Genomic DNA, 26,794 nt, shown 5'->3' with positions numbered 1-26,794 from the left:
ACGAGATCAATTTATTACACATCATTTTATTGTTTAGCTGGTTTCTCAAGTGCATTTACATTTTGTGTGCTGTTTGTCGGCTAACTGAACAAAAAACAACTCAATATAGCCTTTAAGCTTTATTAACAAAGAACTAACTTATACTACTAGGAGTATTTTTATGCATAGTATCAACCGCTATGTGTCACGCTTTACTGCATTAAGTACAGCACTATCAATAGCTTTTGTTACTCAGGCGCAAGTATCAGATACGACCGCTAAAAACGAAGACATTGAAGAACAACAAATCGAACGATTAGTGGTCATGGGTAGCCCCGTTGGCACCCTTGGCCTAAATAATGAATCAAGCACAGCAAGCGGACTAGGCTTAAATGCAATGGAAACACCTGCAACAATTGAAATTGTTGATGCCGAGCTAATGCGTGCGCGAGGTTATACAAAGTTATCTGATTCATTAGCAAATCTACCAGGTGTTGTAACCGGTGAGCACCCTACTTCACCATCAACATTTTCAATGCGAGGCTTTAGTCGAGGACAAATTACCGTATTGCGTGATGGATTATGGATTGGACCAAGCACAATGGTGATGCGGCCACAAAATACTTTTAACCTTGAACGTGTAGAAATACTGCGTGGCCCAGCATCCGTGTTAAATGGTATCGGTTCTGTAGCAGGAACGGTAAATGCAATAACTAAAACAGCATACGCTGGCATGAACAATGGCACAAACTTACAACTCGGGTATGGCAGCCATAATTCATATCATTTAGGTTTAGGTAATCAAGGTGAATTAGATGAAAACCTATGGTACACCTTTGATGTAAGCCGATATGCCAGTGACGGTTACGTTGATAACACCAATTCAGAATCAAATAATTTCACCACCAGCCTTTTATGGCAAGCAAGTGACAAACTTTCCTTGAAATTTAGTGCCGATTATTTAGAGGATGATGTAGGTAGTTATTACGGAACGCCTTTAATACCAGCAAATGATGCTAAAGATCCGTTGGGCATTATTGAAACAGGACGTGGTGAAGTACTTGATGGTGCTATGCGATACAACAATTATAATGTTGCAGACGCATACGCAAAATCAGATCAATTGTTCCTAAGGCTAGATGCCGACTATCACATACATGAAGATATGCGATTACAATATACCCTGTTTAAATTTGATGCTTCGCGCGCATGGCAAAATGCAGAAGGTTATGTTTATTGTACTGAAGTAGCCGGTACTTGTAACAATTACGGGGAGCTACAACGCTATTATGGTTACTTTATATTAGATCATGAGCAAGACGTTTTAGGTAACCGTATTACCTTAAATGTAAATTCGACGTTTGGCGAGATAGAAAGTCGCCTGGTGACTGGCTTTGAAACCACATCATTAGACTTTGTTAGATCTCGTGGTTTTCGTAGACAAGTTGAACAAACGCCCGCAGATGCCCTTGATCCATATAGCCCACAACCTGGCGTTTATGGTCAGCGAGAGTTACGAGGTGTCAGCCCAACAGATATGACAACGCGTGCATTTTTCTTTGGTAATGCATTACAACTTACCGATAAATTAAGCCTTGTTACAGGCGCTCGCTATGAAACATTAAAACTGACAAGAGAAAACTTTAATGCTGAAGGTGAAAATGAAAACAGTGGCTTTAAACGAGATTATAACTGGATAAGTTGGCGTATTGGCAGTGTTTATAAACTCACTGATGATACCGTACTATATGGCCAATATAGCAATGCTAAAGATCCTATCAATTCAAATATTTTTTTAGTTAATAACAATCAAAACTTTGACTTAACAGACGCAACTCAATTTGAAGTTGGTCTAAAAGCCAGTTGGATGCAAGGTAAAGCAGAAACTACTCTTGCTTATTTTAACATTGAACGTGATGATATTTTTGAACGATTTGCTCTTGATAGTGTTACCAATGTTGGTGGTCGAAGTTCAAAAGGTATCGAAGCATCAACCTCATTACTATTAAGTGACAATTGGCGACTTGGCGCGAATGCCGCCTATACAGAGGCTACCTTTGAACGTTCTGCAAATGTTGAATTATTTGCAGGGAACACCCCGCCTAATGTACCTGAGCTAACGGCTAATATTTATTCTAGTTACGATAACATCGCCAACTTACCAATAGAAGTTGGGGCATCAATACATTTTGTTGATGACCGTTATGGCGACAATCCTAATACCGTTACCTTAAAAGCCTATACCTTGACCAATATTTTTGCTTCTTATAAAGGCGACAACTATCGAGTTACGGCTCGCATAGACAACCTTTTTGATAAAGCATATGCACCTTGGTCTGATGTGTTTTATTTACATCAAGACAGTCCAGGCTTTATTTATGCAAATGAATTATTAATCGGTGCACCACGTAATGTACGTGTGATGTTTGATTACCAATTCTAAAAGCAAAGGAATAATTATGTTTAACGTCAATCATGCATTATTTTGGCTAAGTTTATCTGTTATATGTGCTACTAACATACCGTTTAATGTAAAAGCTGCTGAGCATAAAGACGAAGTTTATTCAACGACGTTTTTTGATCAGTATTCGCCTTTAACAGCATTAGATATGGTGAATCAATTACCAGGTTTTACGTTAATTGAAACCGACGATGATATACGAGGCTTTGCTACAGGTGCTGGTAATGTATTGATTGATGGTCGACGCCCAACCACTAAATCAGGTGGAATAAACGAAACTCTTTCACGTATTTCCGCTGCACAAGTCGCGTACATAGAAATTTTACGCGGTGCATCTGGTTCCTCAGACGCCGCAGGTCAAGCCGTTGTTGCCAATGTAGTAAAATTGAAGCAAGGCGCAGCTAAGCATTGGAAACTTGCCTTTGAAAAAACAGGTAACGGTGAGCTTTCACCAAGTACTGAATGGGTTTTATCTAACCACATAAAGGGATGGGACAGCGCGTTTAAGTTTAATGCCATCAGTCAAAAATCACCTAGAGATGCTAACATTTCAACTTATGGTCCCACAATGGAGCTGCTCAGCTATCAGCAGGAAACCCGGCCCAGTACGCTAAACGATATTTTTATTTCAGGAGATAGCAAAAAACAATTCAATCAACATACCTTTAGTATCAACGCGAGAGTTGGTTGGAGCCAGTTTGTTACCGATAACGAGCGTTTAAGCTATACACAGCCGCAACAAAATCAAATCATTAATCGATATCAAAATGATCGTGATAGCCAATTTTATACGGGCGAATTAGGTCTAGAATGGCAAAAAGTCCTTGCCCCACACTGGCAGTGGCGAATTTTAAACATTAACAACGTGCAGAATTGGTTTGTTAATTCATTTTCATTCGACAAGCCACCTAATGAAGATATTAAAAACGCCACCCGTTTACGATTTGATGAACATAAATCTGAACATGTTTTACGTAATGTATTTAGTAGAACGGGTGGAGAACAAGGCATGCTAAAACAGCAGGAATATGGGCTAGAAGTCGCCTTCAGTAATTTAGAAAGTTGGTTGGCACTTGAACGACAAGATTTATTAACGCCGCAGTTAACGAATAAACGTTATTCACAGGCTAAAGAAATACGAGGTGAAGCCTTTGCTAACCTTAACTGGCAATGGCAAAAATTAGTATTAGATACCGGTATTGCTGCAGAATACTCTCAACTTAACGTGACTGGCGATAATAGCGATGAACAATCATTATTTTTTTTCAAACCCTCACTTGCGCTCGCTTATAACAGCGATAAAAATCGCCAATATCGAATTAGTCTGCGTCGTTCAGTAGGTCAACTTGATTTTAGTGATTTTGCTGCCAGTGCTGATTTAGTTAACGATCGTGAAATTTCAGGTAATCCCCGCCTACGCCCAGAAACAAAAACAAAAGCCACTCTAGCTTTCGATCAACGATTTGCTGAAAAAGGCGCATTCTCAATAGCACTGTATTATGAATGGCGACAACATGTATTAGAGCACATAATTTTACCTTCAGGGGACTACGCACTTGGCAATGCAGGTAAAGCAGAAGTTAAAGGTATCACATCCTCTTTAAATTTACCGCTACATCAATGGGTCAAAGGAGCACAAATAGCATTTCAAGCAAATTTTATTGACTCAACCTTTATTGATCCCGTGACTAACCGTAACCGCCAGTTAACAGAATTAACCACCCCTGACATTACGGTAGATTTTAGACAAGACATAAATCAACACCATATTTTTTGGGGGATCAGCTATCAAGACTACCAACGTCGTAAAGAATTTTATGTGAATGAATATAGCCATTTTCACACATACGGGCGATGGCATGTATATGTTGAAGGGATAGTCTTTAACGACTTAAAAATACGAGTTGATATCAGCAATATAGGTGATGACGAAACGAAATGGCAACGAAAATTATATCACCCCTCTCGTCACGATGCCCTACAACAATTACAAGTGACACAACGTCATCGAGATCCCACCGTTAACATTAGCTTTAGTCAAACATTTTAATTCAAGGATAACCCTATGTTACGCATCGAAGAATTAACGAAAGCATTTAATGACAATTATGCTTTGCAACAACTTTCATTAAACATTGAACCAGGTGAAATATATTGCCTACTTGGTAGTAATGGTGCCGGTAAAAGTACAACACTCAACCTGTTACTTGGTTTTTTAAAAGCAGACAGCGGACACATCTATATTGATGAACAACTTGTGGATGTAAATCAAAAACATTCACTTGCTACAGCGAGAGATAAAATTGCGTATATCCCAGAACAAGTAAATTTATATCCGCAGTTTAATGCCATGGAGAATCTAGCATATTTAGCGAATTTAGGTGGCATTAAACCCGCCTACGAGCAATTTGAGCAAGCATTAACACAAACAGGCCTTGCTAAAAATATGTGGCATAAGCCGCTAAAAGATTATTCAAAAGGTATGCGACAAAAAGTCGGTATCGCATTTGCTATTTTACGCCAAGCAAAGCTATTACTGTTAGACGAACCAACCTCTGGGCTTGATCCAAGTGCTACACAAGAGTTTATTCATATAATAGATAATCTTGCACAACAAGGTGCTGCAGTATTAATGGTTACTCATGATCTTGAGTGTAGCACTACATTAGGAGATAAGTTTGCCATCCTAAAGGAAGGAGAAGTCATAGAGCAGTTTAGTCAAAAAGATCTTGCTAGCGTCCCGCTTCATCAACGCTACCAACAAGCCATTTATCCTCAACCCATTAATTTAAGTGCATAGCAGGTGAAACGATGAAACAAATTCGCGCTATTTTTATCCATGAGTGGCAACAAAAACGTCGTAGTGATCTGCTGATTTTATTGTTTATCACGATGCAAATTTTATTATTAATTGCCTTACTAACCGCCTGGGGACAATTTAAACATACGCTAAATCAACAACAAAGTGCTCAAACCATCGTTGAACAGCAATGGCAACAGCAACCTGAACGTCACCCACACCGCGTTGCTCATTTTGGACATTTTACCTTCCGACCACCAAGTTCATTAAGCTTTTTTGATAATGGCGTTAACCATTTTGTTGGTAATGCCATATACATAGAAGCCCATAAACAAAACAGTGCTAATTTTGCCAATATTCAAGACAGTGATGTGCTATTAAGGTTCTCAGAGTTGTCTGTCGCTAATATTTTATTATTATGTTGGCCCTTATTGCTGATAGCACTTGCCTATAACAGCATGGTGACTGAACGAGAAACTGGCACATTACGTCCGCTTCTATCGATGAATATACCTCTGACACGCTTACTCATTGGTAAAGGATTAGCTTACTTTGTTGTATCTATTTTATTTATCTTTCCCATTTTTATCTGTACATTTGGTTTGATTACGTTTAGTGGTCTTGGCTTTAATGTCGATACATTATTGCGTATTTTAACATTGTTCGTGCTATATCTGGCGTATTGTGGTTTTTGGATAGGGCTAATTTTAGTCATTTCTAGTGTGGTAAAGTACTCCTCACAAGCACTTAATATTTTGATCGCCATTTGGTTTTTATTAACCATTATAAGCCCGCGATTATTAGCGGATATTGCAGGTGAAAGCTACCCTCAACTTAACCGTAATGCGTTTAACCAACAAATTAAACAAGCCATAAACCAAGTAGGTGATAGCCATAATCCAGACGATCCACACTTTAACGATTTCAAAACAAAAGTATTAGCACAATATGGTGTAAACCATATAGAAGAATTGCCCGTTAATTATAGAGCACTGGTTATTCAAGAAGGCGAACGTATTAGTTCTGAAATTTATACGCGATTGTATCAGCAGCAAGTTGAACAATTACGTAAGCAACAATCGATGCTCGCTAACTGGTATTGGATCAATCCTTATTTATTAGTACGTGATATATCAATGGCACTATCTGCTACTGATGTATGGCACTTTTATGACTTTGAACAGCAAACAGAAGCACATCGCTTTGCTAGAATTTCAAAACTCAATAAAATACATGCTGAACATATCGAACGTGAACATGATAGTTCATCAAAAGCTGATTCAACTCACTGGCAAGACTTTGAACGCTTTGAATATCAAGTACCGTCACTCTCTTTCTCATTAGCACCATTTAAGCAAGTTTGGTTTATGCCATTAATATGCTTTTTTCTCATTGGTGGTTTGTTATTTAGCAAAATCTTACGTAGGAGGATTTATGCATTGGCTTAAATTTGAAATTAAACTCTTATTATCTAGCGTTGTCACAAGAATGACACTTTTGTTAGTGATCACATGTGCGTTATTCGCGATTAAATTCGGTGATAATGCATTACAACAGCAAAAACAAGCGCAGGCCCAAAGCCATGCAAAATTTGAACAAACACTGACGCAATATCAAAAACAAACGTCGCCCCCAACTGCCGGTCATTTAGGTTATTACTTATTTGGAGCAACACAGTGGCAGTTATCACCTTGGTCAGCTTTATTTATAGGCCAAAGTCAAACCGCCTATGCTGATATGCCGGTAAGAGCGTTAGCATTACAAGGACAGATTTATACGCAAGAAATGTTAAACCCAAACCAACAAAAAGCGGGTCGTTTAGATTTAGGTTTTGTGTTCATATATTTAATGCCTTTATTACTGGGAGCGTTAGCGGTAACAACATTAAGTGATGAACGACAAGCAAACCGGTGGCGAATACTTAATTCCTTAGTTCAAGCAGGTACAGGATTAATCTGGCGGCGATTAATACTTTGCGGTTTGTTGGTATTAGGGCTCAGTTATAGCTTACTCGTATTAGCCGTGATTTGGTTAAACCTTAATATCAGTGAAATTTTCTGGTGGTTAATTTGCGCGCTAGCCTTGTATCTTTGTTTTTGGAGTTTAGTGGTTGCCCTGATCATATGTTTGGGGAAAAACTCCGTATTTAATACCTTCTCATTTGTCGCTATTTGGTTAGCGATAACCATATTACTGCCAGCAAGTATACAATTGTATTTAAATCATCAGTATCAAGACCACCCTGCACTTGCGGCAACACTAGAACAGCGAATGATAATGAATAATGGCTGGGATGCTCCGCCACAACAAGCATTTCAACAATTTATTAAACTGTACCCACAATACCAGAACTTTGAACTTCCTGATGCAAGTGGTTCTTGGCCATGGTATTACGCACAACAACACCTTAGTGATGTGCAAGTAAATCATCAATGGCAGCAATATTTGCAACAATCAGAAAGTAGATTCGAGACTTTAAAGGCCTTAAGTTGGTTGACGCCTAGTCTACAATTACAATTGAATGTCAATCACCTTGCTGGAAGCGACGGTGAAAGTTACTTACACTACCTTAAAAGTATTGATAACTATCATCAGGAAATTCGTGAGTATTTATATCAGCATTTATATACTGAAAATAAAATTAATCAGCACAGCTTACCCCAGTTTCCTCGTTTTAATAGCCAGCAAATACAGAGCGTGAACTGGTCAGGTTTACTCAAACTCGTCGTACTCATTTTAGTGCTGTTAATATTCTTTGATTGGCGGCGTAAAAAATTACCTGAATATTAATCCTGAAAATTCATTAATAAAGGGGCTAAATGTTAACATTTAGCCCCTTTAATTTTTCATTGATTAACTTCGCTAATTGACGCGTTAATTGCGTTTAATACTTCTGTTGGTTGCTCTGATTTCGTGATGGGTCGCCCAATAACGAGGTAATCAACACCATCTGCCACCGCTTGTTCAGGCGTCACGATACGTTGTTGATCATCACTTGCTGCACCTTTTGGACGAATTCCAGGAGTGACCAAAGCGAAATCTTGTCCAAGCTGCTCTTTTAATAATTTAGCTTCTTGAGCCGAACAAACGACTCCATCAAGCCCTGCTTTTTTTGCAAGCTGCGCTAAAAATTGCACTTGCTCAGCAGGCGTTTTATTAATACCAAGGGTCATTAAATCATCTTGGCTCATACTGGTGAGTACCGTAACACCAATAAGTAATGGCGCTTTGTCACCATATGGTAGTAACGCTTCTTTTGCTTTCTGCATCATGGCAAGACCACCAGAAGTGTGTACATTAACCATCCATACACCCAACTCAGCCGCTGCAGTTACTGCCTTTGCGACCGTATTAGGAATATCATGAAATTTAAGATCTAAGAATACATCAAAGCCTTTAACTACCAATGTTTTAACAAACTCAGGTCCAAAGTAAGTAAACATTTCTTTGCCTACTTTTAATCGACATGTCGTTGGGTCAATAGTATCAACAAACGCTAACGCATCAGACTGATTATTAAAATCTAATGCAACAACAACTTTTGCATGACTCATAGAATTATCCTTAAAATAAACTTGGAAGTATTTTACCGTACTTTGTACCAATAAATAAATAACGACTTATATTCTAAATAGAAAGGTACTAATTGAAGCGGAGAGACGCAGTTTGCTAATGCAAATGAGTATCGACAAAAGCGGTGCCTTTATATGACGAATATAAGCGTTATACCAATTCGCATAAATATTCGGTCATTCAGCGAGAATTAAACGCTTTAGAGGCACGGCGTTGATTGCAGAGAATGGTTATTCCCTTTTCAAAATCAACAACACAGGCTATGAAGCGTTTAAACTCGCCCTTTGGGAGCGTGTTAGAGGCGCGATAATTGCGCAAAACGTGTATGATGTAGAACAGCACACGTTTCGCTTATTCTCACACCTCTGACATCGCTCTGAACTGACTTAATCTTTATGCGAATTGGTATTATTCGCCTTCTAGGCCACGCACGGGTTTAAGCTGTTCCCAATCATGACATGATGGGCATGACCAATAATGTGTACTACTATTAAATCCACATGTACGACAATTATAACGCTGTTTTACATTTAAATAGGCAGAGATAAGTTGCTTGATCATCTCTAACGATTCAGAATCATTTTCAGCAGACTTGTCTTGCATTTGCATTTTAATAAAATGCTTAAACCCTTTGATCGTTGGTCTACGTTTTAACGCTGTCAGCAAGAAATCTTGTGCTTTTTTATTACTATGTTTTTGTTCGATATATGAGAGATATTCAATTAACGCACTACTTGAACCCGTTTCATCATAGACTTTTTTAATAAAGCTATAAAAACTATCTAACTCTCCTAGCTCTTTAAAGCAATAGTACATTCTATCAATAACATCAGGGAAAAACTCACTATCTTGACCGTAGATTGCCTTGTAACATTGGCAAGCTTCATAATACTGCTGATGTTTTTCATATATTTGTGCGAGTAACCAATTTGCACGACAAGAATTTTCATCATACTTTAGCGCTTCTTCTAACAGTTCTATTACATCAATAAATTGATCATTATCTAAGGCAACTGTAGCTAGCTCACAATAAAAATTTGCCAACACATGAAGTAGCTTTTTATCTTTTGACTTTACAATGACTTTCTTTAACGCAATGCCTTGCTGCCAATCATTGGTAGATTGGTAAATTTGCAACAGATAATTAAGTGATTTAAGACCAAACGCTTTGGTTTTTAATAGGCCATGAAACATTGACTCAGCGCGATCATATAAACCAGCACTTAAAAAATCTTTACCAAGCTCATATGCTGCTTGTTGTTTTGCCTGAGTGGGTAAATGCTTTTGACGTACTAAATGTTCATGCACTTTAAGCGCTCGATCTAATTCGCCCCGCTTGCGAAATAAGTTCGCCATGGCAAAGTGCGCTTCAACAGTATCATCTTCTAGTGTAAGGGTTTCTAATAAGTATTCTATTGCTTTATCTTGTTGGTTAGACAACAGATAATTTAAACCTGTGGAATACTTGATAGAAAGATCTTGTTTTGCTGTTTGCTGGCTTTGTTTGACGCTATTGCGCCCCATGAACCAGCCATAGCCCATTGCAACAGGTAATAAAAGGAATAAAAGTTCCAACATTATTGAATAATAGCCTTATTTTATTTGCTCAACGTGTTTGCGACGCTTTCTCATTGCCATGGTTAACTTCCATAGCACAGAAAATAAAATACCAATGAAAAAGCCGATAACGGTAAATAAACTAACCGCTGAAGCCACTGTCATTTCTTGTTTTGCAATTAAATAATTCAGGGTAATGTCTTGATTATTTTGACTGCCAAATACGAACGCGATGAGTAAAAGCAAGACAATAAAAATTACCGTAATGTATAAGCGCACAGGCTATGGTCCTATTCAAGCTATTTAGTCTTATTAAAACAAAAACGGCATGCTAATGCATGCCGTTTCTTCAATTTTTTAATGCTATGCTATTGAAGCATTTACGCGTTCGCGTAATTCTTTACCGGGTTTGAAATGCGGAACATATTTACCAGCCAAATCAACAGATTCACCAGTTTTTGGGTTCCTACCAACGCGTGGTGCTCGGTAATGCAACGAAAAACTACCAAAACCTCTAATTTCGATACGCTCGCCTTTTGACAAAGTTTGCGCCATCATCTCAAGAACTTCTTTAATAGCTTGTTCGACATCTTTTGCTGATAAGTGATTTAACTTATCAGCTAACTTTTCAATGAGTTCTGATTTGGTCATTCGACCCTCCAGTGTCCATCCTACATCACGACAAAGGTAACAAAATGGAGAGAACGTTTCTCTCCATATTACCGGTTAAAATTAGCTCTTAGCGTTTTTAAACGCTTCAGCCATTGCACTTAAACCTGTATCTTCTGGTTGGTTTAAGTTATCCATAGCTTCACGCTCGTCTGCTTGATCTTTCGCTTTGATTGATAAGCTAATAGTGCGGTTCTTACGATCTACACCCATGAACTTAGTTTCAACGTCATCACCAACAGATAATTCAGTAGTAGCATCTTCAATGCGGTCACGTGAAATATCAGAAACACGTAAGTAACCTTCAACGCCTTCTGCTAATTCAACTTTAGCACCTTTTGCGTCAACTTCAACTACTTTACCTTTAACAATAGCACCTTTTTTGTTATCTGTCAGATACATATTGAAAGGATCGTCTTCAGTTTGCTTAACGCCTAATGAAATACGTTCGCGCTCTGGGTCAACTTGAAGTACAACAGCTGAGATTTCATCACCTTTCTTATATTCACGAACAGCTTCATCACCGCCATTCCATGAAATATCAGATAAGTGAACAAGACCGTCAATACCACCGTCAAGACCGATGAAGATACCGAAGTCAGTGATTGACTTGATCTTACCAGATACTTTATCGCCTTTGCTGAAGTTCTTAGCAAATTCTTCCCAAGGATTTGGAACACATTGTTTCAGACCAAGAGAAATACGACGACGTTCTTCGTCTATTTCTAATACCATTACTTCAACAGTATCACCTAAGTTAACAACTTTAGATGGGTGGATGTTTTTATTTGTCCAATCCATTTCAGAAACGTGAACTAAACCTTCAACGCCTTCTTGAATTTCAACGAAACAACCGTAGTCTGTTAAGTTTGTTACGCGTCCAGAAAGTTTAGAGCCTTCTGGGTAACGGTTAGCAATTGCTACCCATGGATCTTCGCCAAGTTGCTTCATACCTAATGAAACACGAGTGCGTTCACGATCAAACTTTAATACTTTAACTTGGATCTCGTCACCAACATTTACAATTTCACTTGGGTGCTTAACACGCTTCCAAGCCATATCAGTGATGTGTAAAAGACCGTCAATGCCACCTAAGTCTACAAATGCACCGTAGTCTGTAAGGTTCTTAACGATACCTTTAACTTCAATACCTTCAGCAAGTGACTCAAGAAGAGCATCACGTTCAACACTGCTTTCTGATTCGATAACAGCACGACGAGATACAACAACGTTATTACGCTTTTGGTCAAGCTTAATAACTTTGAATTCTAAATCTTTACCTTCAAGGTGAGCAGTGTCGCGAACTGGGCGTACATCTACTAATGAACCCGGTAAGAAAGCACGAATGTTGCTAACTTCAACCGTGAAACCACCTTTAACTTTACCGTTGATAACACCGATAACAGTTTCTTTTTCTTCGTAAGCTTTTTCAAGAACTTGCCAAGCTTCGTGACGTTTTGCTTTTTCACGAGAAAGAATTGTCTCACCGAAACCATCATCTGTTGCATCTAATGCAACATCAACTTCATCGCCAACATTAATTTCAACTTCACCCGTTGAGCTTTTAAATTGGTCAATTGAAATAACAGATTCAGATTTTAGGCCTGCATCAACTAAAACGTTGTCTTTGTTGATAGCTACTACGGTTCCTTTGATAATTGAACCTGGGCGTGTTTCGATTTCTTTTAAACTTTCTTCAAAAAGTTGTGCAAAATTTTCAGTCATAATAGTTATATGAGCTCTATATAATTTATCCAATCCACATTCATGTGTCATGGGGTTATTAAAAACGCCTTAAGCATCCATACTTTTAGGCAGCTTCATCAAAGCTTTTTATTAAAGCTCTGATGATTGTGTTAATTTTTCATTCGTAAATGAAAGTATTTTATCGACGACCTGATCTATAGAAAGTTCAGTAGAATCAATAACAAAAGCCCCTTTAGCAGGCACGAGTGGCGCAACCGAACGATTCTGATCTCGCTCATCACGCTGACGTATGTCATCCAAAAGGCGCCCGATTTTAACATCATAACCTTTGTCTTTCAACTGATTATATCTACGGTGCGCGCGTTCTTCTGCACTTGCCGTTAAAAACACTTTAACAGGCGCATCAATAAAAACAACGGTGCCCATGTCTCGGCCATCAGCAACTAAACCAGGAGAGACACGAAATGCTCGTTGTCGCCGTAATAACGCTTCTCTAACACGTGGAAATGCTGCAACTTTTGAGGCAATAGCACCAATTTCTTCCGTACGAATAGTGTCAGTAACATCTTCGCCTTCTAAGATAACTTTGCTTTGCTCTTCACTGCTAATGTCAAATTGCACATCTAAGTGTGCTGCAATAGGAATAAGTGCCTCTTCATCACTGATATCAAGATGATGATATTGCGTTGCAACAGCTAGAACACGATAAATTGCACCACTGTCAAGTAAATGCCAACCTAACTGTTCAGCAACTAAGCGTGCTGCAGTTCCTTTACCAGCACCACTAGGGCCATCAATTGTGATCACTGGGATGCTTTCCTGCATACATTTTTCTCCTAATGTCGAAAATCGGCAGAAGTATACGAGATTTAGCGCGTAAAATCGCGTATAAATTGTGAAATTTTACAGATTAACAAGACACATCGGCTAATTTTGTAAAATAATCAGGAAACGTTTTCGCTGTACATTTAGGATCATTTATCGTGATAGGCGTCTGACTTAATGCCACTAATGAAAAGCACATTGCTACACGATGATCGTTATAAGTGTCTATGTCAGCATGGTTTAATGTTTCAGGTGGCGTGATAGAAATATAATCTTCCCCTTCTACAACTTCAGCTCCAACTTTTCTTAGCTCTGTGGCCATCGCGGTTAAGCGATCAGTTTCTTTAACACGCCAATTATAAATATTACGGATGGTAGTAGTGCCTTTGGCAAAAAGCGCAGTCGTTGCTATTGTCATCGCTGCATCAGGAATATGATTCATGTCCATATCAACGGCTGTTAGTGGTTGTCCTTTAACCGTGATTGATTCATCTTGCCAGGTAACTTCTGCGCCCATTTTTTCTAACACATCGGCAAAGTGTTTATCACCTTGCACACTTAACGTACCTACTCCGTGTACGGTAATTTCTCCACCTTTAATAGCGCCTGCAGCTAAAAAATACGAGGCTGATGAAGCGTCACCTTCTACCATATACTTTTCAACGGCTTGATATGATTGATTGCCAGTAACCTGAAAAGATTGATAGTCATTGTTTTGTACCGTAACACCAAATCGTTTCATAATATCTAACGTGATATCAATGTAAGGCTTTGATACAAGTTCACCGTCAATATTAATATGGGTATCGCTAGCTAACAATGGCGTGATCATTAAAATAGCGGTTAAAAACTGGCTTGAAATCGAACCGTCAATGGTCACAGAGTTACCTGATAACGCCTTACCACGAATATTAACTGGTGGATAATCTTTAGTCTCAAGGTATTCGATATCAGCATTTAGTTGCGCTAATGCATCAACTAAGTGCCCTATTGGACGCTCTTTCATGCGGGGTTCACCGGTAAGCACAAATTCGCCTTCACTCGCTGCAAGTGCAGCACATAAAGGGCGCATTGCCGTACCTGCATTTCCGAGGTATAACTCAAGCTTCTCTTGAGCCTTAAAGAAACCTCCGTTACCGATCACGGTACATTCTGTACCACAATCACTTAAGGTAAATTCTACGCCTAATGTGGTTAACGCATTTAACATATGCTTAATATCATCACTCACTAATAAGTTTGTGATTTTGGTTGTACCATTAGCTAATGCAGCAATTAACAAAGCGCGATTAGACAAGCTTTTTGATCCTGGTAAGAATACTTCGCCATTAATTTTACCGATGGGCTGTACTGTTAATTGCTCCACTTAACTATTCCTCTGTTCAAACGTTTTCATAAAATCTACTAATTTTTCTACACCTTCTAACGGCATAGCATTGTATATACTTGCACGCATGCCACCCACCATACGGTGACCTTTTAGTGCTACTAATCCATTTTCTTTCGCTGCTGATAAAAACGCATCATTTAATGACTCGTCTTTAAGCCAAAAAGGTATGTTCATTCTACTTCTGAACATTTCATCAATATGGTTTTGGTAAAAGCTACTACTATCAACATAGTCATAAAGCAATTTAGCTTTACGTTTATTAACGTTTTCAATCGCACTTACACCACCAATACCTTTTAACCATTCAAATACTAACCCTGCCAAATACCAAGCATAAGTTGGCGGGGTATTATACATAGAGTCGTTTTCAGCTGAAGTTGTGTAATTCATAATACAAGGCGTATCTTTACGAGCATTGCCTAGCAAGTCTTCTCGAATAATAACAATGGTTAAGCCTGACGGTCCGATATTTTTCTGTGCGCCTGCGTAAATCAAGCCAAACTTATTAACATCTATATCATGTGACAAGATGGTCGAAGACATATCTGCGACAATTGGAATATTTCCAAATTTTGGGATATCAAATAGTTCTAAACCATCTACTGTTTCATTGGGGCAATAGTGAACATAAGCAGCATCAGGTGAAATTTTCCACTGGTCAAAAGGTTTAATGGTTTTAATACCGTCATGCTCTTCAACAACAGATTGTTGACGTATTTCACCAAAGTTTTCCGCTTCTTTCGCTGCCGCTTTCGACCACGATCCAGAAACAATATACTCTGCATGACCACCAACGGGTAAAAGGTTCATCGGGATGGCTGAAAATTGCCCACGACCGCCGCCATGACAGAAAAGCACGCGATAATTTACCGGAATATTCATTAATTGTCGCAAGTCAGCCTCTGCTTTCGTTGCTAACGCCATAAATTCTTTACTACGATGGCTTAATTCCATGACAGAACACCCTGTATTCTGCCAATTAATAAATTCTTGTTGTGCCTTGCTCATTACCGCTGTGGGTAACATTGCGGGTCCTGCACAAAAGTTGTAAACCGATGACATGCTTTTCATAACCTTATGTAAAATTTTAATCAAAAAAAATAGGCGGTTAAATAACCGCCTATTTCCATTCCGTTCTAGCGGTGATTATTCATCATCGCCTTGGTCAAGGCCTTCTGGCTTTTGCTCCGTTTCTGATGCAATATCGCCCTCAGAAGTGCTTTCGCTTCCTTCTGTATTTTCTTCAGTGCCTTCTACAAGTAGCTCTACATCTTCTACTTCATCAATACGCTGTAATGCAACAACTTGTTCTTCATCACCTGTTCTGATAATACGAACACCCTGTGTATTACGACCGATAATACTCACTTCGTTAACACGTGTTCTTACTAAAGTACCGTTGTTAGTAATGAGCATGGTTTCGTCGTTATCTTCAACTTGAATCGCACCAACTACTTTACCGTTGCGGTCACTCACTTTGATTGACACCACACCTTTAGTAGCACGACTTTTTGCAGGGTATTCATCAAGTTCAGTTCGTTTACCATAACCATTTTCAGTAATGGTTAATACTGCACCATCGTTCTTCGGCACAATTAAAGAAACAACTCGCTGCTCACCTTCAAGTTTGATACCACGAACACCTGTTGCCGTTCTACCCATGGCACGAAGTGCTTGTACTGGTTCACCTGTTTCAGGGTCTTTTTTCACTTCACCTGTTTCACTATCGCGAGCAAGTTCATTGAAACGTACCACTTTACCCTCATCAGAAAACAACATAATGTCATTTGTGCCATCTGTAATATCAACACCAATTAACGTGTCATCATCACGTAAATTCAAGGCAATAATGCCGTTAGCACGTTGATTCGAATATGCTGTTAATGGCGTTTTCTTAACCGTACCAGAGGCAGTAGCCATCACAATATATTTACCTTCTTCGTACTCACGTACTGGTAATATAGCGGTGATACGTTCATCATTTTCAAGTGGTAATAAATTCACTATCGGACGACCACGTGCTGTTCGACTAGCCAGCGGCAATTGATACACTTTTAACCAATATAATTTACCACGGTTAGAGAAACATAAAATGGTGTCATGTGTATTAGCCACCAATAAACGCTCGATGAAATCTTCCTCTTTCATGCGTGTAGCAGATTTACCTTTACCACCACGACGCTGTGCTTGATAGTCAGTCAACGCTTGATACTTAACATACCCTTCGCTTGACAAGGTAACAACAACGTCTTCTTCGTTAATTAAGTCTTCTAACGAAATATCATGAGAAGCATCAGTAATCTCGGTACGACGCTCATCACCGAAATCATTACGAATCACTTCAAGCTCTTCTTTTATGACTTCCATCAAACGCGATGGATTTTCTAAAATGTGCAACAATTCTGCAATGATGTCTAATAACTCTTTGTACTCACTTAGAATTTTCTCATGTTCTAAACCAGTAAGTTTATGCAAGCGAAGATCGAGTATTGCTTGTGCTTGTTGTTCAGTCAGGAAGTATTGATTGTCTCGGATGCCAAAGTGGTCTTCTAACCACTCTGGGCGCGCAGCATCATTACCGGCACGAGCGAGTAACTCACCAACGTTGCCAAGTGTCCAACCTTGCGCCATTAACTTTTCTTCCGCTTCTTTTCTTGAAGGAGAAGTTTTAATAAGCTCAATGATTTCATCAATGTTAGCTAAGGCAATCGATAAGCCTTCTAAAATATGTGCACGTTCACGCGCTTTTCTTAGTTCGAAAATAGTGCGACGTGTAACCACCTCTCTGCGGTGAAGAATAAACGCTTCGAGCATTTCTTTAATGTTAAATAATTTTGGCTGACCTTCGATTAAGGCAACCATATTAAAACCAAAAGACACCTGCATTTGCGTAAGCTTATACAGGTTATTTAACACAACCTCGCCTACTTCGCCGCGTTTCACTTCAACCACCATACGCATACCGTCTTTATCAGACTCATCACGTAGGGCTGAAATACCTTCTAAGCGCTTTTCTTTTACTAGCTCAGCCATTTTTTCAATTAAGCGAGCTTTATTAACTTGGTAGGGTAACTCATGAACAACGATTGTTTCTTTACCTGACTTTTCGTCAACTTCAATCTCAGCGCGCGCACGAATTTTTATTTTACCTCGGCCAGTTTTGTAAGCTTCAACAATACCAGCGCGGCCACTAATAATACCTGCGGTTGGAAAATCTGGACCAGGAATATGTTCAATAAGTTCATCAATGGTGATGTCATCATTTTCTATTAACGCCAAACAACCATCGATGACTTCCGTTAAATTATGTGGCGGAATATTTGTTGCCATACCTACCGCAATACCTGAAGTACCATTCACTAATAAATTAGGAATACGCGTAGGCATAACCGCAGGAATAATCTCAGTACCGTCATAGTTAGGTACAAAGTCAACGGTTTCTTTGTCTAAGTCAGCAAGGATTGAATGCGAAATTTTTGCCATACGGATTTCCGTATAACGCATCGCAGCCGCTGAATCACCATCGACAGAACCAAAGTTACCTTGACCATCTACCAACATATAACGCAGCGAGAAAGGCTGGGCCATACGTACAATCGTGTCGTAAACAGCAGTGTCACCATGTGGGTGATACTTACCGATTACATCACCAACCACACGTGCTGATTTTTTGTAAGGCTTATTGTAGTCATTACCCAATACATTCATCGCATAAAGTACGCGTCGATGCACGGGTTTTAAACCATCTCTAACATCAGGAAGTGCGCGCCCTACTATTACGCTCATCGCGTAATCTAAGTAGGAACTCTTAAGCTCATCCTCGATATTGACTGGAAGTATTTCTTTTGCCAGATCGGTCATAAATTGACAGTATCCCTAAATGTATTTTTGGAAATTATTATTTTATAAAGGCAATACGTATACGCTAGTAACTAGTGGACAGTATACGGCCATATAACCTGACATTTTGCTCTGGTTAACGCCGTATTTCAAGTGATTATTTTAATTGAATCTCTTTTTAACTAACATATTGAATATTAATGCGTTATCCACGAAGCACACTGTACAACATTTGAACAGTTATTCATTTTATAACAACACCGTCGTTTATTTGAACATCGCTTTCTCTAAAGCAGTACATACGATAGGCTAATATCGGTTTTTCATCACGAATATTTAATAGCCTAAAGCAACTAAACCCTAACCGGGTATTTTATCTTTCTCGAAAACTTGTCGCTTTTCAATCGCCAAACGTGTCACTTCTTTGTTTAAATCAGACAGTTTTCCACACGCAAAACAAAGTTCAGCCAGTAAAAAGAGTGGGCCAATTAACAACTGATTTAAGTCATCAACAAATGCAGGCTTTGCCTTCTCATACCCATGACCAATAAATTGAAATATCCAACCGATAGAAAAAGCACCAATTGCTACAAACCACTTATGATCCATCGACGAAAGAGCAAGAGCACTATAAATAAGCGGCCCGAATAACAAAAAAGCCACCAAAGCTAATGTCGGTGACAAGATAAAATAATATCCCAAGATCATTAATGAAATAATTGTTAACAGGTTTACCTTAATATCTGTACCGGTAAACGTTACCGTAAATTCTATAGAAGATAACATTAATGCTGCAGCCCATATGATCAATGGAATGCCTACCACATGTGTCCATATATTTTTGTGATTTAAATGCACACTTTTATACGTTGAAAGCTGCGTAGTTAACGATTTCATGATATCACCTAATAATTATACATATGTACTAAATTATAATTAATGCATTATTAGGTCAACTTAGTATGGTGAATTTTTACTGCCGCTTTTATCTGGTATGGTTTAACATAGTCAGCAATTGTAAATAAAAAAACGACACTATGACCAACTCTATTAATGTAAACCAAGATGAAATAGCCAAATTTGAAAAGGTTGCGCAATTTTGGTGGGATCTCGAAGGTGACTTCAAGCCGTTACATCAAATAAATCCCATTAGACGTCAATTTATCATTCAGCATGCGCAAAACCTATTCGATAAAAAGGTGATCGATGTCGGCTGTGGCGGCGGAATTTTAGCGGAAAGCCTAGCAAAGTTAGGCGCAAACGTAACAGGTATTGATATGGGCGATGAACCTCTTAATGTTGCAAAGCTGCATGCACTTGAATCAGGTATCAATGTCGAATATTTAAAAAGTACTGCAGAAGAGCACGCCGCTAAACATACAGCACAATATGATATTGTGACTTGCATGGAAATGTTAGAGCATGTTCCTGATCCGGCTTCTGTCATTGCCGCCTGTGCAAAAATGGTTAAACCAAAGGGTTTTGTTTTCTTTTCAACGTTAAACAAAACAACAAAAGCTTATTTATTAGCCATTTTAGCGGCTGAAAAAATATTAAAAATAGTCCCTGATGGCACACATGAGCATGACAAATTTATTCGTCCTTCGACATTAATTGGTTGGGCTGAATCACATGAGTTAACATGCCTCGATGCTGCAGGTATCCATTACAACCCTATCACTGAAAATCATAAATTAATTGATTCATTAGACGTAAACTACATTCTATGCTGTCAAAAGGTGAGTGAATGAAAAACAATAAATACCAAGGCGTACTTTTTGATTTAGATGGTACGTTATTAGACACCGCAAATGATTTAGGCGCGGCATTAAATTATGTGTTATCACAATTTGACTTACCCACAGTAGAAAAGCAGGTATTTAGACCCGTTGCTTCTGATGGTGCTCAAGGTCTACTTGCATTAGGGTTTGCAGATAAAATCACTGAATATGATCAGCCAGCCCTTCGTCGTATGTTCTTAGATTATTATGAAGAAAATTTAGCCGCTGAAACATGTTTGTACCCTGAGGTACCAGAGTTACTTCAAGCGCTTAATGAGCGTGATATTCCGTGGGGAATCGTTACCAATAAGCCAGAATACTTAACCACACTATTGTTACCTAACTTTACAGAATTTACACACAGTCAAGTCATGGTAGGCGGTGATAGCCTTGCGGAACGAAAGCCTCATCCGTTGCCACTATTACACGCTGCAGAGCATATAGGTGTTGCACCTGAACAATGTTTGTACGTTGGTGATGCATTAAGAGATATTCAAGCAGGCAACGCTGCAAACATGTCAACAGCAATTGCTCAATGGGGGTATATAAAAGAACAAGATAACCTTGCTACTTGGCAAGCTAAATACATTAGCGCATCCCCTGAAAAATTATTATCGATTATATAACAGACAACCTGTTCAAGAAAAAAACAACTAATGTAACTAATTGTTTTTATTGATAAGTTATTTCTATATTACTTTTTGTAATATGGGAATAACTATAAAACCTAAAATAAATCTATTGGATAAAAAAAACAAAAATAAAGATTGCCTTTTACAAAAAAGCAAATCAATTACTCTTACTAAGTTAGTTGTTACTAACAAAAGAATTTGTCAAAATTTATCAAGTAAATTTATGTTTTTTTTATGCTTGCAATGAAGCTCAAACCTCATTATCTTGTGATTAGTTTAGTGCTCACCCCCTAGATATTGTGTATTGAGTATTTTGATGCACCGTTGTGAGCTTACAGTCTAAAAAATTAAAAAAACAAAACACATATACAGGTTTTTCATGAACAACAACCTTTTTGTCACCAAGCGCAACGGTAAGAAAGAACCCATCGATTTAGAGAAAATTCATAAGGTAATTGCCTGGGCTGCTGAGAATTTAGAAAATGTCTCTGTTTCACAGGTCGAACTGAAATCTCATATCCAATTTTATGATGGTATTAAAACGGAAGATATTCATGAAACCATCATAAAATCTGCCGCAGATTTAATTTCTGAAGAAACACCCGATTACCAATATTTGGCCGCTCGGTTAGCTATCTTCCATTTACGTAAAAAAGCCTATGGGCAATTTGAGCCACCAAAATTATACGAACATGTGGTGAAACTTGTTGAGTCTGGTCGTTATGATCAACACATATTAGCTGATTATACCCCAGAAGAATTCGAAGCAATGGAGCAATTCATTGATCATCGTCGTGATTTAAACTTTAGTTACGCTGCTGTTAAACAACTTGAAGGTAAGTATTTAGTACAGAATCGCGTTACCGGAGAAATTTACGAAAGTGCACAATTCTTATATGTATTAGTGGCCGCATGTTTATTTGCAAAATACCCTGCCGAAACAAGACTGAGTTACATAGAAGGCTTTTACAACGCCATTTCTACCTTTAAAATTTCATTACCTACCCCAATAATGGCTGGTGTACGTACACCTACTCGTCAGTTTTCTTCATGTGTATTGATTGAATGCGATGATAGCTTAGATTCTATAAATGCCTCTTCTAGTGCCATTGTGAAATATGTATCACAACGCGCAGGTATTGGTATTAATGCTGGTAATATTAGAGCACTAGGTAGCGCAATAAGAAACGGTGAAGCATTCCATACAGGTTGTATACCGTTTTACAAACACTTTCAAACAGCCGTAAAAAGCTGTTCACAAGGCGGCGTTCGCGGCGGAGCAGCTACGCTATTTTATCCTTTATGGCACTTAGAAGTTGAAAGTTTACTGGTATTAAAAAATAACCGTGGTGTTGATGAGAACCGCGTGCGTCATCTTGACTACGGTGTTCAATTCAACAAATTGATGTACCAACGTTTAATAAAGGGTGAACACATTACGTTGTTTAGTCCAAGCGACGTACCTGGTTTATACGATGCCTTTTTCGCAGATCAAGATGAATTTGAAGCGTTATATGTAAAATATGAAGCAGATGAGTCAATTCGCAAAAAACGTATTCAAGCCATTGAACTGTTTAGCTTATTTGCTCAAGAACGTGCAAGTACCGGCCGTATCTATTTACAAAATGTGGATCACTGTAATACACACAGCCCGTTTGAACCAAGCCAAGCACCTATTCGCCAGAGTAACTTGTGTCTTGAAATTGCCTTACCCACGAAACCTTTAAAGGATATTAATGATCCTGAAGGTGAAATTGCATTATGTACGTTATCAGCATTTAATTTAGGTGCTATTGATAGTTTAGATGAGCTAGAAGAACTTGCTGATTTAGCAGTACGAGCATTAGACAGCTTATTAGATTACCAAGATTACCCTGTTCCAGCTGCATACAATGCAACCATGGGTCGAAGAACACTTGGTATAGGTGTCATTAATTATGCTTATTATCTCGCTAAAAATGGCGTGTACTATTCAAATGGCAGTGCAAATAACCTAACTCACCGTACTTTTGAAGCGATTCAATTTTATTTATTGCAAGCATCGAATAAGCTTGCAAAAGAGCAAGGTGCTTGTCCTAAGTTTAATGAAACACGCTTATCTCAAGGCATTTTGCCCATTGACACTTACAAAAAAGAGATCGATAAAATCACCAATGAGCCGTTACAGCTAGACTGGGAAACGCTACGTGAGAACATTAAGCAATATGGTGTGAGAAACTCAACGTTATCAGCCTTAATGCCTTCTGAAACATCCTCTCAAATATCTAATGCGACTAATGGCATTGAACCACCGCGAGGTTTGATCAGTATTAAAGCAAGTAAAGACGGCATTTTAAAACAAGTTGTACCTGAGTACGCCACGTTAAAAGATAATTATGAATTACTTTGGAAGATTCCAAACAACGAAGGTTATTTACAGCTTGTTGGTATTATGCAGAAGTTTATTGATCAAACTATCTCAGCTAACACGAATTACGACCCTTCTAAATATGAAGGTGGTAAAGTGCCTGTTAAACAAATCATCAAAGACTTATTAACTGCTTATAAATTAGGTGTTAAGACACTTTACTACCACAATACCAGAGACGGCGCAGCTGATGGTCAGGTAGAAGCAGAAGACGATGACTGTGAAGGCGGTGCGTGTAAAATCTAAGTTTTAATAGCCACAAGCAATGTGGCGATTATTTAACGGTAATATTTCTGAAGAATTTAACGAAGCAGCTTACTGAACAATAACACTAAAAGCTGCTTCAAGGAGCAATAAATGACCTATAGTACCTTTAACCAAGTTCCCAATAACCCATTGCTAGAACCAATGTTTCTGGGTAACAGTGTTAATGTTGCACGCTATGATCAGCAAAAGTTTTCCGCGTTTGAAAAACTGATTGAAAAACAACTTTCATTCTTTTGGCGTCCAGAGGAAATTGATGTATCTAAAGACCGCTCTGATTGGCAAGGATTGACTGACTCAGAAAAGCATATCTTTATTTCCAACCTTAAATATCAAACGTTACTTGATAGCGTAGCCGCTCGCTCAGTTAACGCGGTATTATTACCGATTGTCTCTTTACCTGAATTAGAAACTTGGATTGAAACGTGGGCCTTTAGTGAAACCATTCACTCTCGATCATACACACATATTTTACGCAATTTATTTACCGACCCAAGTGAAGTATTCGACGATATTGTTGTTAACCCCGCAATATTAAAACGTGCTTCTAGCATTGCAAAGTATTTCGATCATGTCATTGTGACAACGCAATTAATGCAAGCGCAAGGTGAAGGAACCTACGAGGTTGAAGGCAAGCAATTAGAAGTAAGCATGCGTAAGTTAAAAGAACGCTTATTTCTTGCTATTTGTTCAGTAAACGCGCTTGAAGCCATTCGCTTTTATGTGAGTTTTGCCTGCTCTTTTGCATTTGCAGAACGTGAACTTCTTGAAGGAAACGCTAAAATAATCAAGCTTATAGCTCGAGATGAAGCGTTACATTTAACTGGCACACAGCATATTTTAAATAATTGGTTTTCTGGCAAAGACGATCCAGAAATGAAAGAAATTGCTCATGCATTAAAAGATGAGGGATTGCAAATATTTTTAGATGTTGTAGAACAGGAAAAAGAATGGGCGCAATACCTTTTCAAAGATGGCTCAATGATCGGGTTGAATGCTCAAATATTAAATCAATATATTGAGTATATTAGTAATCAACGTTTAGCCGCCATTGGCTACGATATGCCATTCTCTATTAAAAGCAATCCACTACCCTGGATGAATGCTTATCTTGTTAGTGACAACGTGCAGGTTGCACCACAAGAAACTGAAATCTCAAGTTACTTAGTTGGCCAAGTAGATTCGGCTGTTTCAAGTGATGATTTTGATGATTTTGATTTGTAACATATCTCTAATACGCCATAGCTTTCTTTGCTATGGCGAACTGCCCTACTTTTAATATGTCTAAGCCTCCTGCTAAAATCGTTACTGCAAATCAACAAAACATTGAATATCAAGATCAAGATAAAACCCTGTTAAATTGCCTAGAAAAACACGATGTTGAAGTACATTATCACTGTAGAGATGGCTTTTGTGGTGCATGTCGAGTGACATTAAAAAAAGGTCAAGTGTTATACCCTCAAGGAGAACCTTTAGCCTTTGTTGGTGACAACGAAATTCTTCCCTGTTGTTGTATCCCTGCTAGTAACATTGAAATTGAAATTGATTAAAATTTATCGCCTAACTTAGCAGATATACCGCCAACAACAATATCGAGTTGATCCGCTACCGGTGAAAATAAAGCGTTATACTCATCAGAATTATGTTCATTAATCGCCACATCTAGGTGTTTACAATACTCATATAAGCTCATTGCACCTATTGAACACGAAACCCCTTTTAACGTATGTACAAGTGACTTTAGTAATTCGTAGTCGTTATTTTCAATGGCCTGCGCGATCTTTTCTTTATCTTTGCCATGATCTTGACAAAACATCACCAAAATCTCTTCAAACAGTTCTTCGTCACCTAAAACATTATTCACACCAACTTCATATTCAATCCCTGGGTATTTCCCTTGCTCAGTATCACTGGTTGCTGAATTAGAAGCTGACAATTCATCGCTTGTATCATCAATCATCATGGTATTTGTATCACCTTCTATATTTTCGTCTAAAATGGTTTGGTTTCTGCCAGATTGTTTAGCGTTATATAATGCGTTATCCGCCACATGTAATAACTCATCGAATGTCATAGACTGCATGTTTTGGCAAGTAACTCCAATGCTTACCGTAAGTGTAAATTCTTTGATGCCGTCTTTATACTCAACTTTCATTGGGTATTTTTCTAGCATCGTTCTACATCGCTCACATGCAAGGTAGGCATCATCAATTTCTGTGCCTGGCATACATACTGCGAACTCTTCACCGCCTACCCTACCGACAATATCATAATCACGAAAACAGTCTTTGAGAATAGTAGCAAACTCTTTAAGTGCAATATCGCCAGCTTCATGACCGTAAGTATCATTAACCTTTTTAAAATAATCAAGATCAAACATTGCAAGGGAAATTGGCTGATGCTTACGCTTTGCTTGACTGATCACTGAACTTACCAATTCCTTAAAGCTACCTCTATTATGCACTCCCGTTAAACTATCAGTTCTCGCCAATTGCTCAAGCTGCTTAGTTTTTTCCATAAAGCGTAACGAGTTTCTAATTCGTGCAAGTAACACGCTTGGAATATACGGCTTTGTTACATAGTCGTCAGCACCATTCTCTAATGATGAAACTATCGCTTCTTCTTGCCCTGAGGCAGATAACATAATCACAGGGATATTTTTAAAAGCGCGGCTATTTTTAAGTGTTTCTAAAAACGTTAGCCCTGACATTGCTGGCATGTGCATATCTAATAAAATGAGATCAACATTTAACTCTTCCAATAATGATAAGGCTTGCTCACCAGACTCTGCTGTTAACACTTCATACCCGGATTCAGACAAATCAAAGGCTAAAAGCATTAAAGTGTCTTTGGCATCATCAATAGCCATAACCGTATACTGATCGTTTTTAATCATTTATGTACCTGTT

21 protein-coding genes are annotated in these 26,794 nt (G+C 38.4%); 10 read left to right on the top strand and 11 right to left on the bottom strand.

The features are described 5' to 3' along the window. Positions 1-160 precede the first annotated feature (160 nt). Genes BI291_RS13565 through BI291_RS13545 form a run of 5 tightly spaced genes read left to right on the top strand, consistent with a single transcriptional unit; the run spans position 161 to position 8,030 of the window. Positions 161-2,422 carry a TonB-dependent siderophore receptor gene (locus tag BI291_RS13565; protein ID WP_074499310.1) on the top strand — a complete coding sequence of 754 codons (2,262 nt, stop codon included), beginning with the start codon at positions 161-163 and terminating at the stop codon, positions 2,420-2,422. Between the two features lie 16 nt (positions 2,423-2,438). Next, positions 2,439-4,490, top strand: a complete 2,052-nt coding sequence (locus BI291_RS13560) for a TonB-dependent siderophore receptor (RefSeq protein ID WP_074499309.1) — start codon at positions 2,439-2,441, stop codon at positions 4,488-4,490. A 15-nt stretch (positions 4,491-4,505) separates the two neighbouring features. Further along, positions 4,506-5,240, top strand: a complete 735-nt coding sequence (locus BI291_RS13555) for an ABC transporter ATP-binding protein (RefSeq protein ID WP_074499308.1) — start codon at positions 4,506-4,508, stop codon at positions 5,238-5,240. Positions 5,241-5,251: 11 nt separating this feature from the next. Next, positions 5,252-6,688 (top strand): DUF3526 domain-containing protein, encoded by a 1,437-nt coding sequence (locus tag BI291_RS13550; protein ID WP_074499307.1) that lies wholly within the window; start codon positions 5,252-5,254, stop codon positions 6,686-6,688. Further along, positions 6,675-8,030: a DUF3526 domain-containing protein gene (locus BI291_RS13545; protein WP_074499306.1), complete on the top strand. Its 1,356-nt coding sequence runs from the start codon at positions 6,675-6,677 to the stop codon at positions 8,028-8,030. The genes BI291_RS13550 and BI291_RS13545 overlap by 14 nt, the downstream gene beginning before the upstream one ends. A 56-nt stretch (positions 8,031-8,086) precedes the next feature. On the opposite strand, the gene pyrF is transcribed toward BI291_RS13545, so the two are convergent. The 10 genes from pyrF to BI291_RS13495 all read right to left on the bottom strand — a co-directional run bounded on the left by pyrF (position 8,087) and on the right by BI291_RS13495 (position 19,698). Next, a complete protein-coding gene (gene pyrF, locus BI291_RS13540) occupies positions 8,087-8,794 on the bottom strand; it encodes an orotidine-5'-phosphate decarboxylase (protein ID WP_074499305.1) in 708 nt (235 codons plus the stop codon). Positions 8,795-9,221: 427 nt separating this feature from the next. Next, positions 9,222-10,391 (bottom strand): lipopolysaccharide assembly protein LapB, encoded by a 1,170-nt coding sequence (lapB, locus tag BI291_RS13535; protein WP_074499304.1) that lies wholly within the window; start codon positions 10,389-10,391, stop codon positions 9,222-9,224. Between the two features lie 15 nt (positions 10,392-10,406). Beyond that, on the bottom strand, positions 10,407-10,649 hold the full coding sequence (locus tag BI291_RS13530; RefSeq protein WP_074499303.1) for a lipopolysaccharide assembly protein LapA domain-containing protein: 243 nt from the start codon (positions 10,647-10,649) through the stop codon (positions 10,407-10,409). An 84-nt stretch (positions 10,650-10,733) separates the two neighbouring features. After that, complete coding sequence (gene ihfB, locus BI291_RS13525; RefSeq protein WP_074499302.1) at positions 10,734-11,021, bottom strand: integration host factor subunit beta; 288 nt, start codon at positions 11,019-11,021, stop codon at positions 10,734-10,736. Positions 11,022-11,102: 81 nt separating this feature from the next. After that, on the bottom strand, positions 11,103-12,764 hold the full coding sequence (gene rpsA, locus BI291_RS13520) for a 30S ribosomal protein S1 (RefSeq protein WP_139302621.1): 1,662 nt from the start codon (positions 12,762-12,764) through the stop codon (positions 11,103-11,105). 111 nt (positions 12,765-12,875) lie between these two features. Further along, on the bottom strand, positions 12,876-13,571 hold the full coding sequence (gene cmk / locus BI291_RS13515) for a (d)CMP kinase (protein ID WP_074499301.1): 696 nt from the start codon (positions 13,569-13,571) through the stop codon (positions 12,876-12,878). An 85-nt stretch (positions 13,572-13,656) separates the two neighbouring features. Beyond that, positions 13,657-14,937 carry a 3-phosphoshikimate 1-carboxyvinyltransferase gene (gene aroA, locus BI291_RS13510; RefSeq protein WP_074499300.1) on the bottom strand — a complete coding sequence of 427 codons (1,281 nt, stop codon included), beginning with the start codon at positions 14,935-14,937 and terminating at the stop codon, positions 13,657-13,659. Beyond that, complete coding sequence (gene serC / locus BI291_RS13505; protein WP_074499299.1) at positions 14,938-16,023, bottom strand: 3-phosphoserine/phosphohydroxythreonine transaminase; 1,086 nt, start codon at positions 16,021-16,023, stop codon at positions 14,938-14,940. It lies immediately after the preceding gene. 84 nt (positions 16,024-16,107) lie between these two features. Next, positions 16,108-18,822 carry a DNA topoisomerase (ATP-hydrolyzing) subunit A gene (gyrA, locus tag BI291_RS13500; protein WP_074499298.1) on the bottom strand — a complete coding sequence of 905 codons (2,715 nt, stop codon included), beginning with the start codon at positions 18,820-18,822 and terminating at the stop codon, positions 16,108-16,110. Positions 18,823-19,161: 339 nt separating this feature from the next. Next, positions 19,162-19,698: a DUF962 domain-containing protein gene (locus tag BI291_RS13495; RefSeq protein ID WP_074499297.1), complete on the bottom strand. Its 537-nt coding sequence runs from the start codon at positions 19,696-19,698 to the stop codon at positions 19,162-19,164. Between the two features lie 140 nt (positions 19,699-19,838). Here BI291_RS13495 and ubiG point away from each other — a divergent pair, with 140 nt between their 5' ends. From ubiG to yfaE, 5 genes are all read left to right on the top strand, one after another. Further along, positions 19,839-20,552 carry a bifunctional 2-polyprenyl-6-hydroxyphenol methylase/3-demethylubiquinol 3-O-methyltransferase UbiG gene (gene ubiG, locus BI291_RS13490; RefSeq protein WP_074499296.1) on the top strand — a complete coding sequence of 238 codons (714 nt, stop codon included), beginning with the start codon at positions 19,839-19,841 and terminating at the stop codon, positions 20,550-20,552. Then, positions 20,549-21,208: an HAD family hydrolase gene (locus BI291_RS13485; RefSeq protein ID WP_074499295.1), complete on the top strand. Its 660-nt coding sequence runs from the start codon at positions 20,549-20,551 to the stop codon at positions 21,206-21,208. Before ubiG ends, BI291_RS13485 begins: the two co-directional genes overlap by 4 nt. Positions 21,209-21,593: 385 nt before the next feature. Continuing rightward, entirely contained in the window at positions 21,594-23,867 is a 2,274-nt protein-coding gene (gene nrdA, locus BI291_RS13480) for a class 1a ribonucleoside-diphosphate reductase subunit alpha (RefSeq protein ID WP_074499294.1), read from the top strand. 111 nt (positions 23,868-23,978) lie between these two features. Beyond that, positions 23,979-25,109, top strand: coding sequence for a class Ia ribonucleoside-diphosphate reductase subunit beta (gene nrdB, locus BI291_RS13475; RefSeq protein ID WP_074499293.1), 1,131 nt, complete (start codon positions 23,979-23,981; stop codon positions 25,107-25,109). A 32-nt stretch (positions 25,110-25,141) separates the two neighbouring features. After that, positions 25,142-25,435, top strand: coding sequence for a class I ribonucleotide reductase maintenance protein YfaE (gene yfaE, locus BI291_RS13470; RefSeq protein ID WP_254849583.1), 294 nt, complete (start codon positions 25,142-25,144; stop codon positions 25,433-25,435). Here the strand turns inward: yfaE and BI291_RS13465 are convergent. Beyond that, complete coding sequence (locus BI291_RS13465; protein ID WP_074499291.1) at positions 25,432-26,781, bottom strand: diguanylate cyclase; 1,350 nt, start codon at positions 26,779-26,781, stop codon at positions 25,432-25,434. The genes yfaE and BI291_RS13465 overlap by 4 nt on opposite strands. Positions 26,782-26,794 lie beyond the last annotated feature (13 nt).

Source organism: Thalassotalea sp. PP2-459 (assembly GCF_001913705.1).
GTDB classification, from domain to species: Bacteria; Pseudomonadota; Gammaproteobacteria; order Enterobacterales; family Alteromonadaceae; genus Thalassotalea_C; species Thalassotalea_C hakodatensis.
This window is presented reverse-complemented; position numbering and strand designations above follow the sequence as displayed.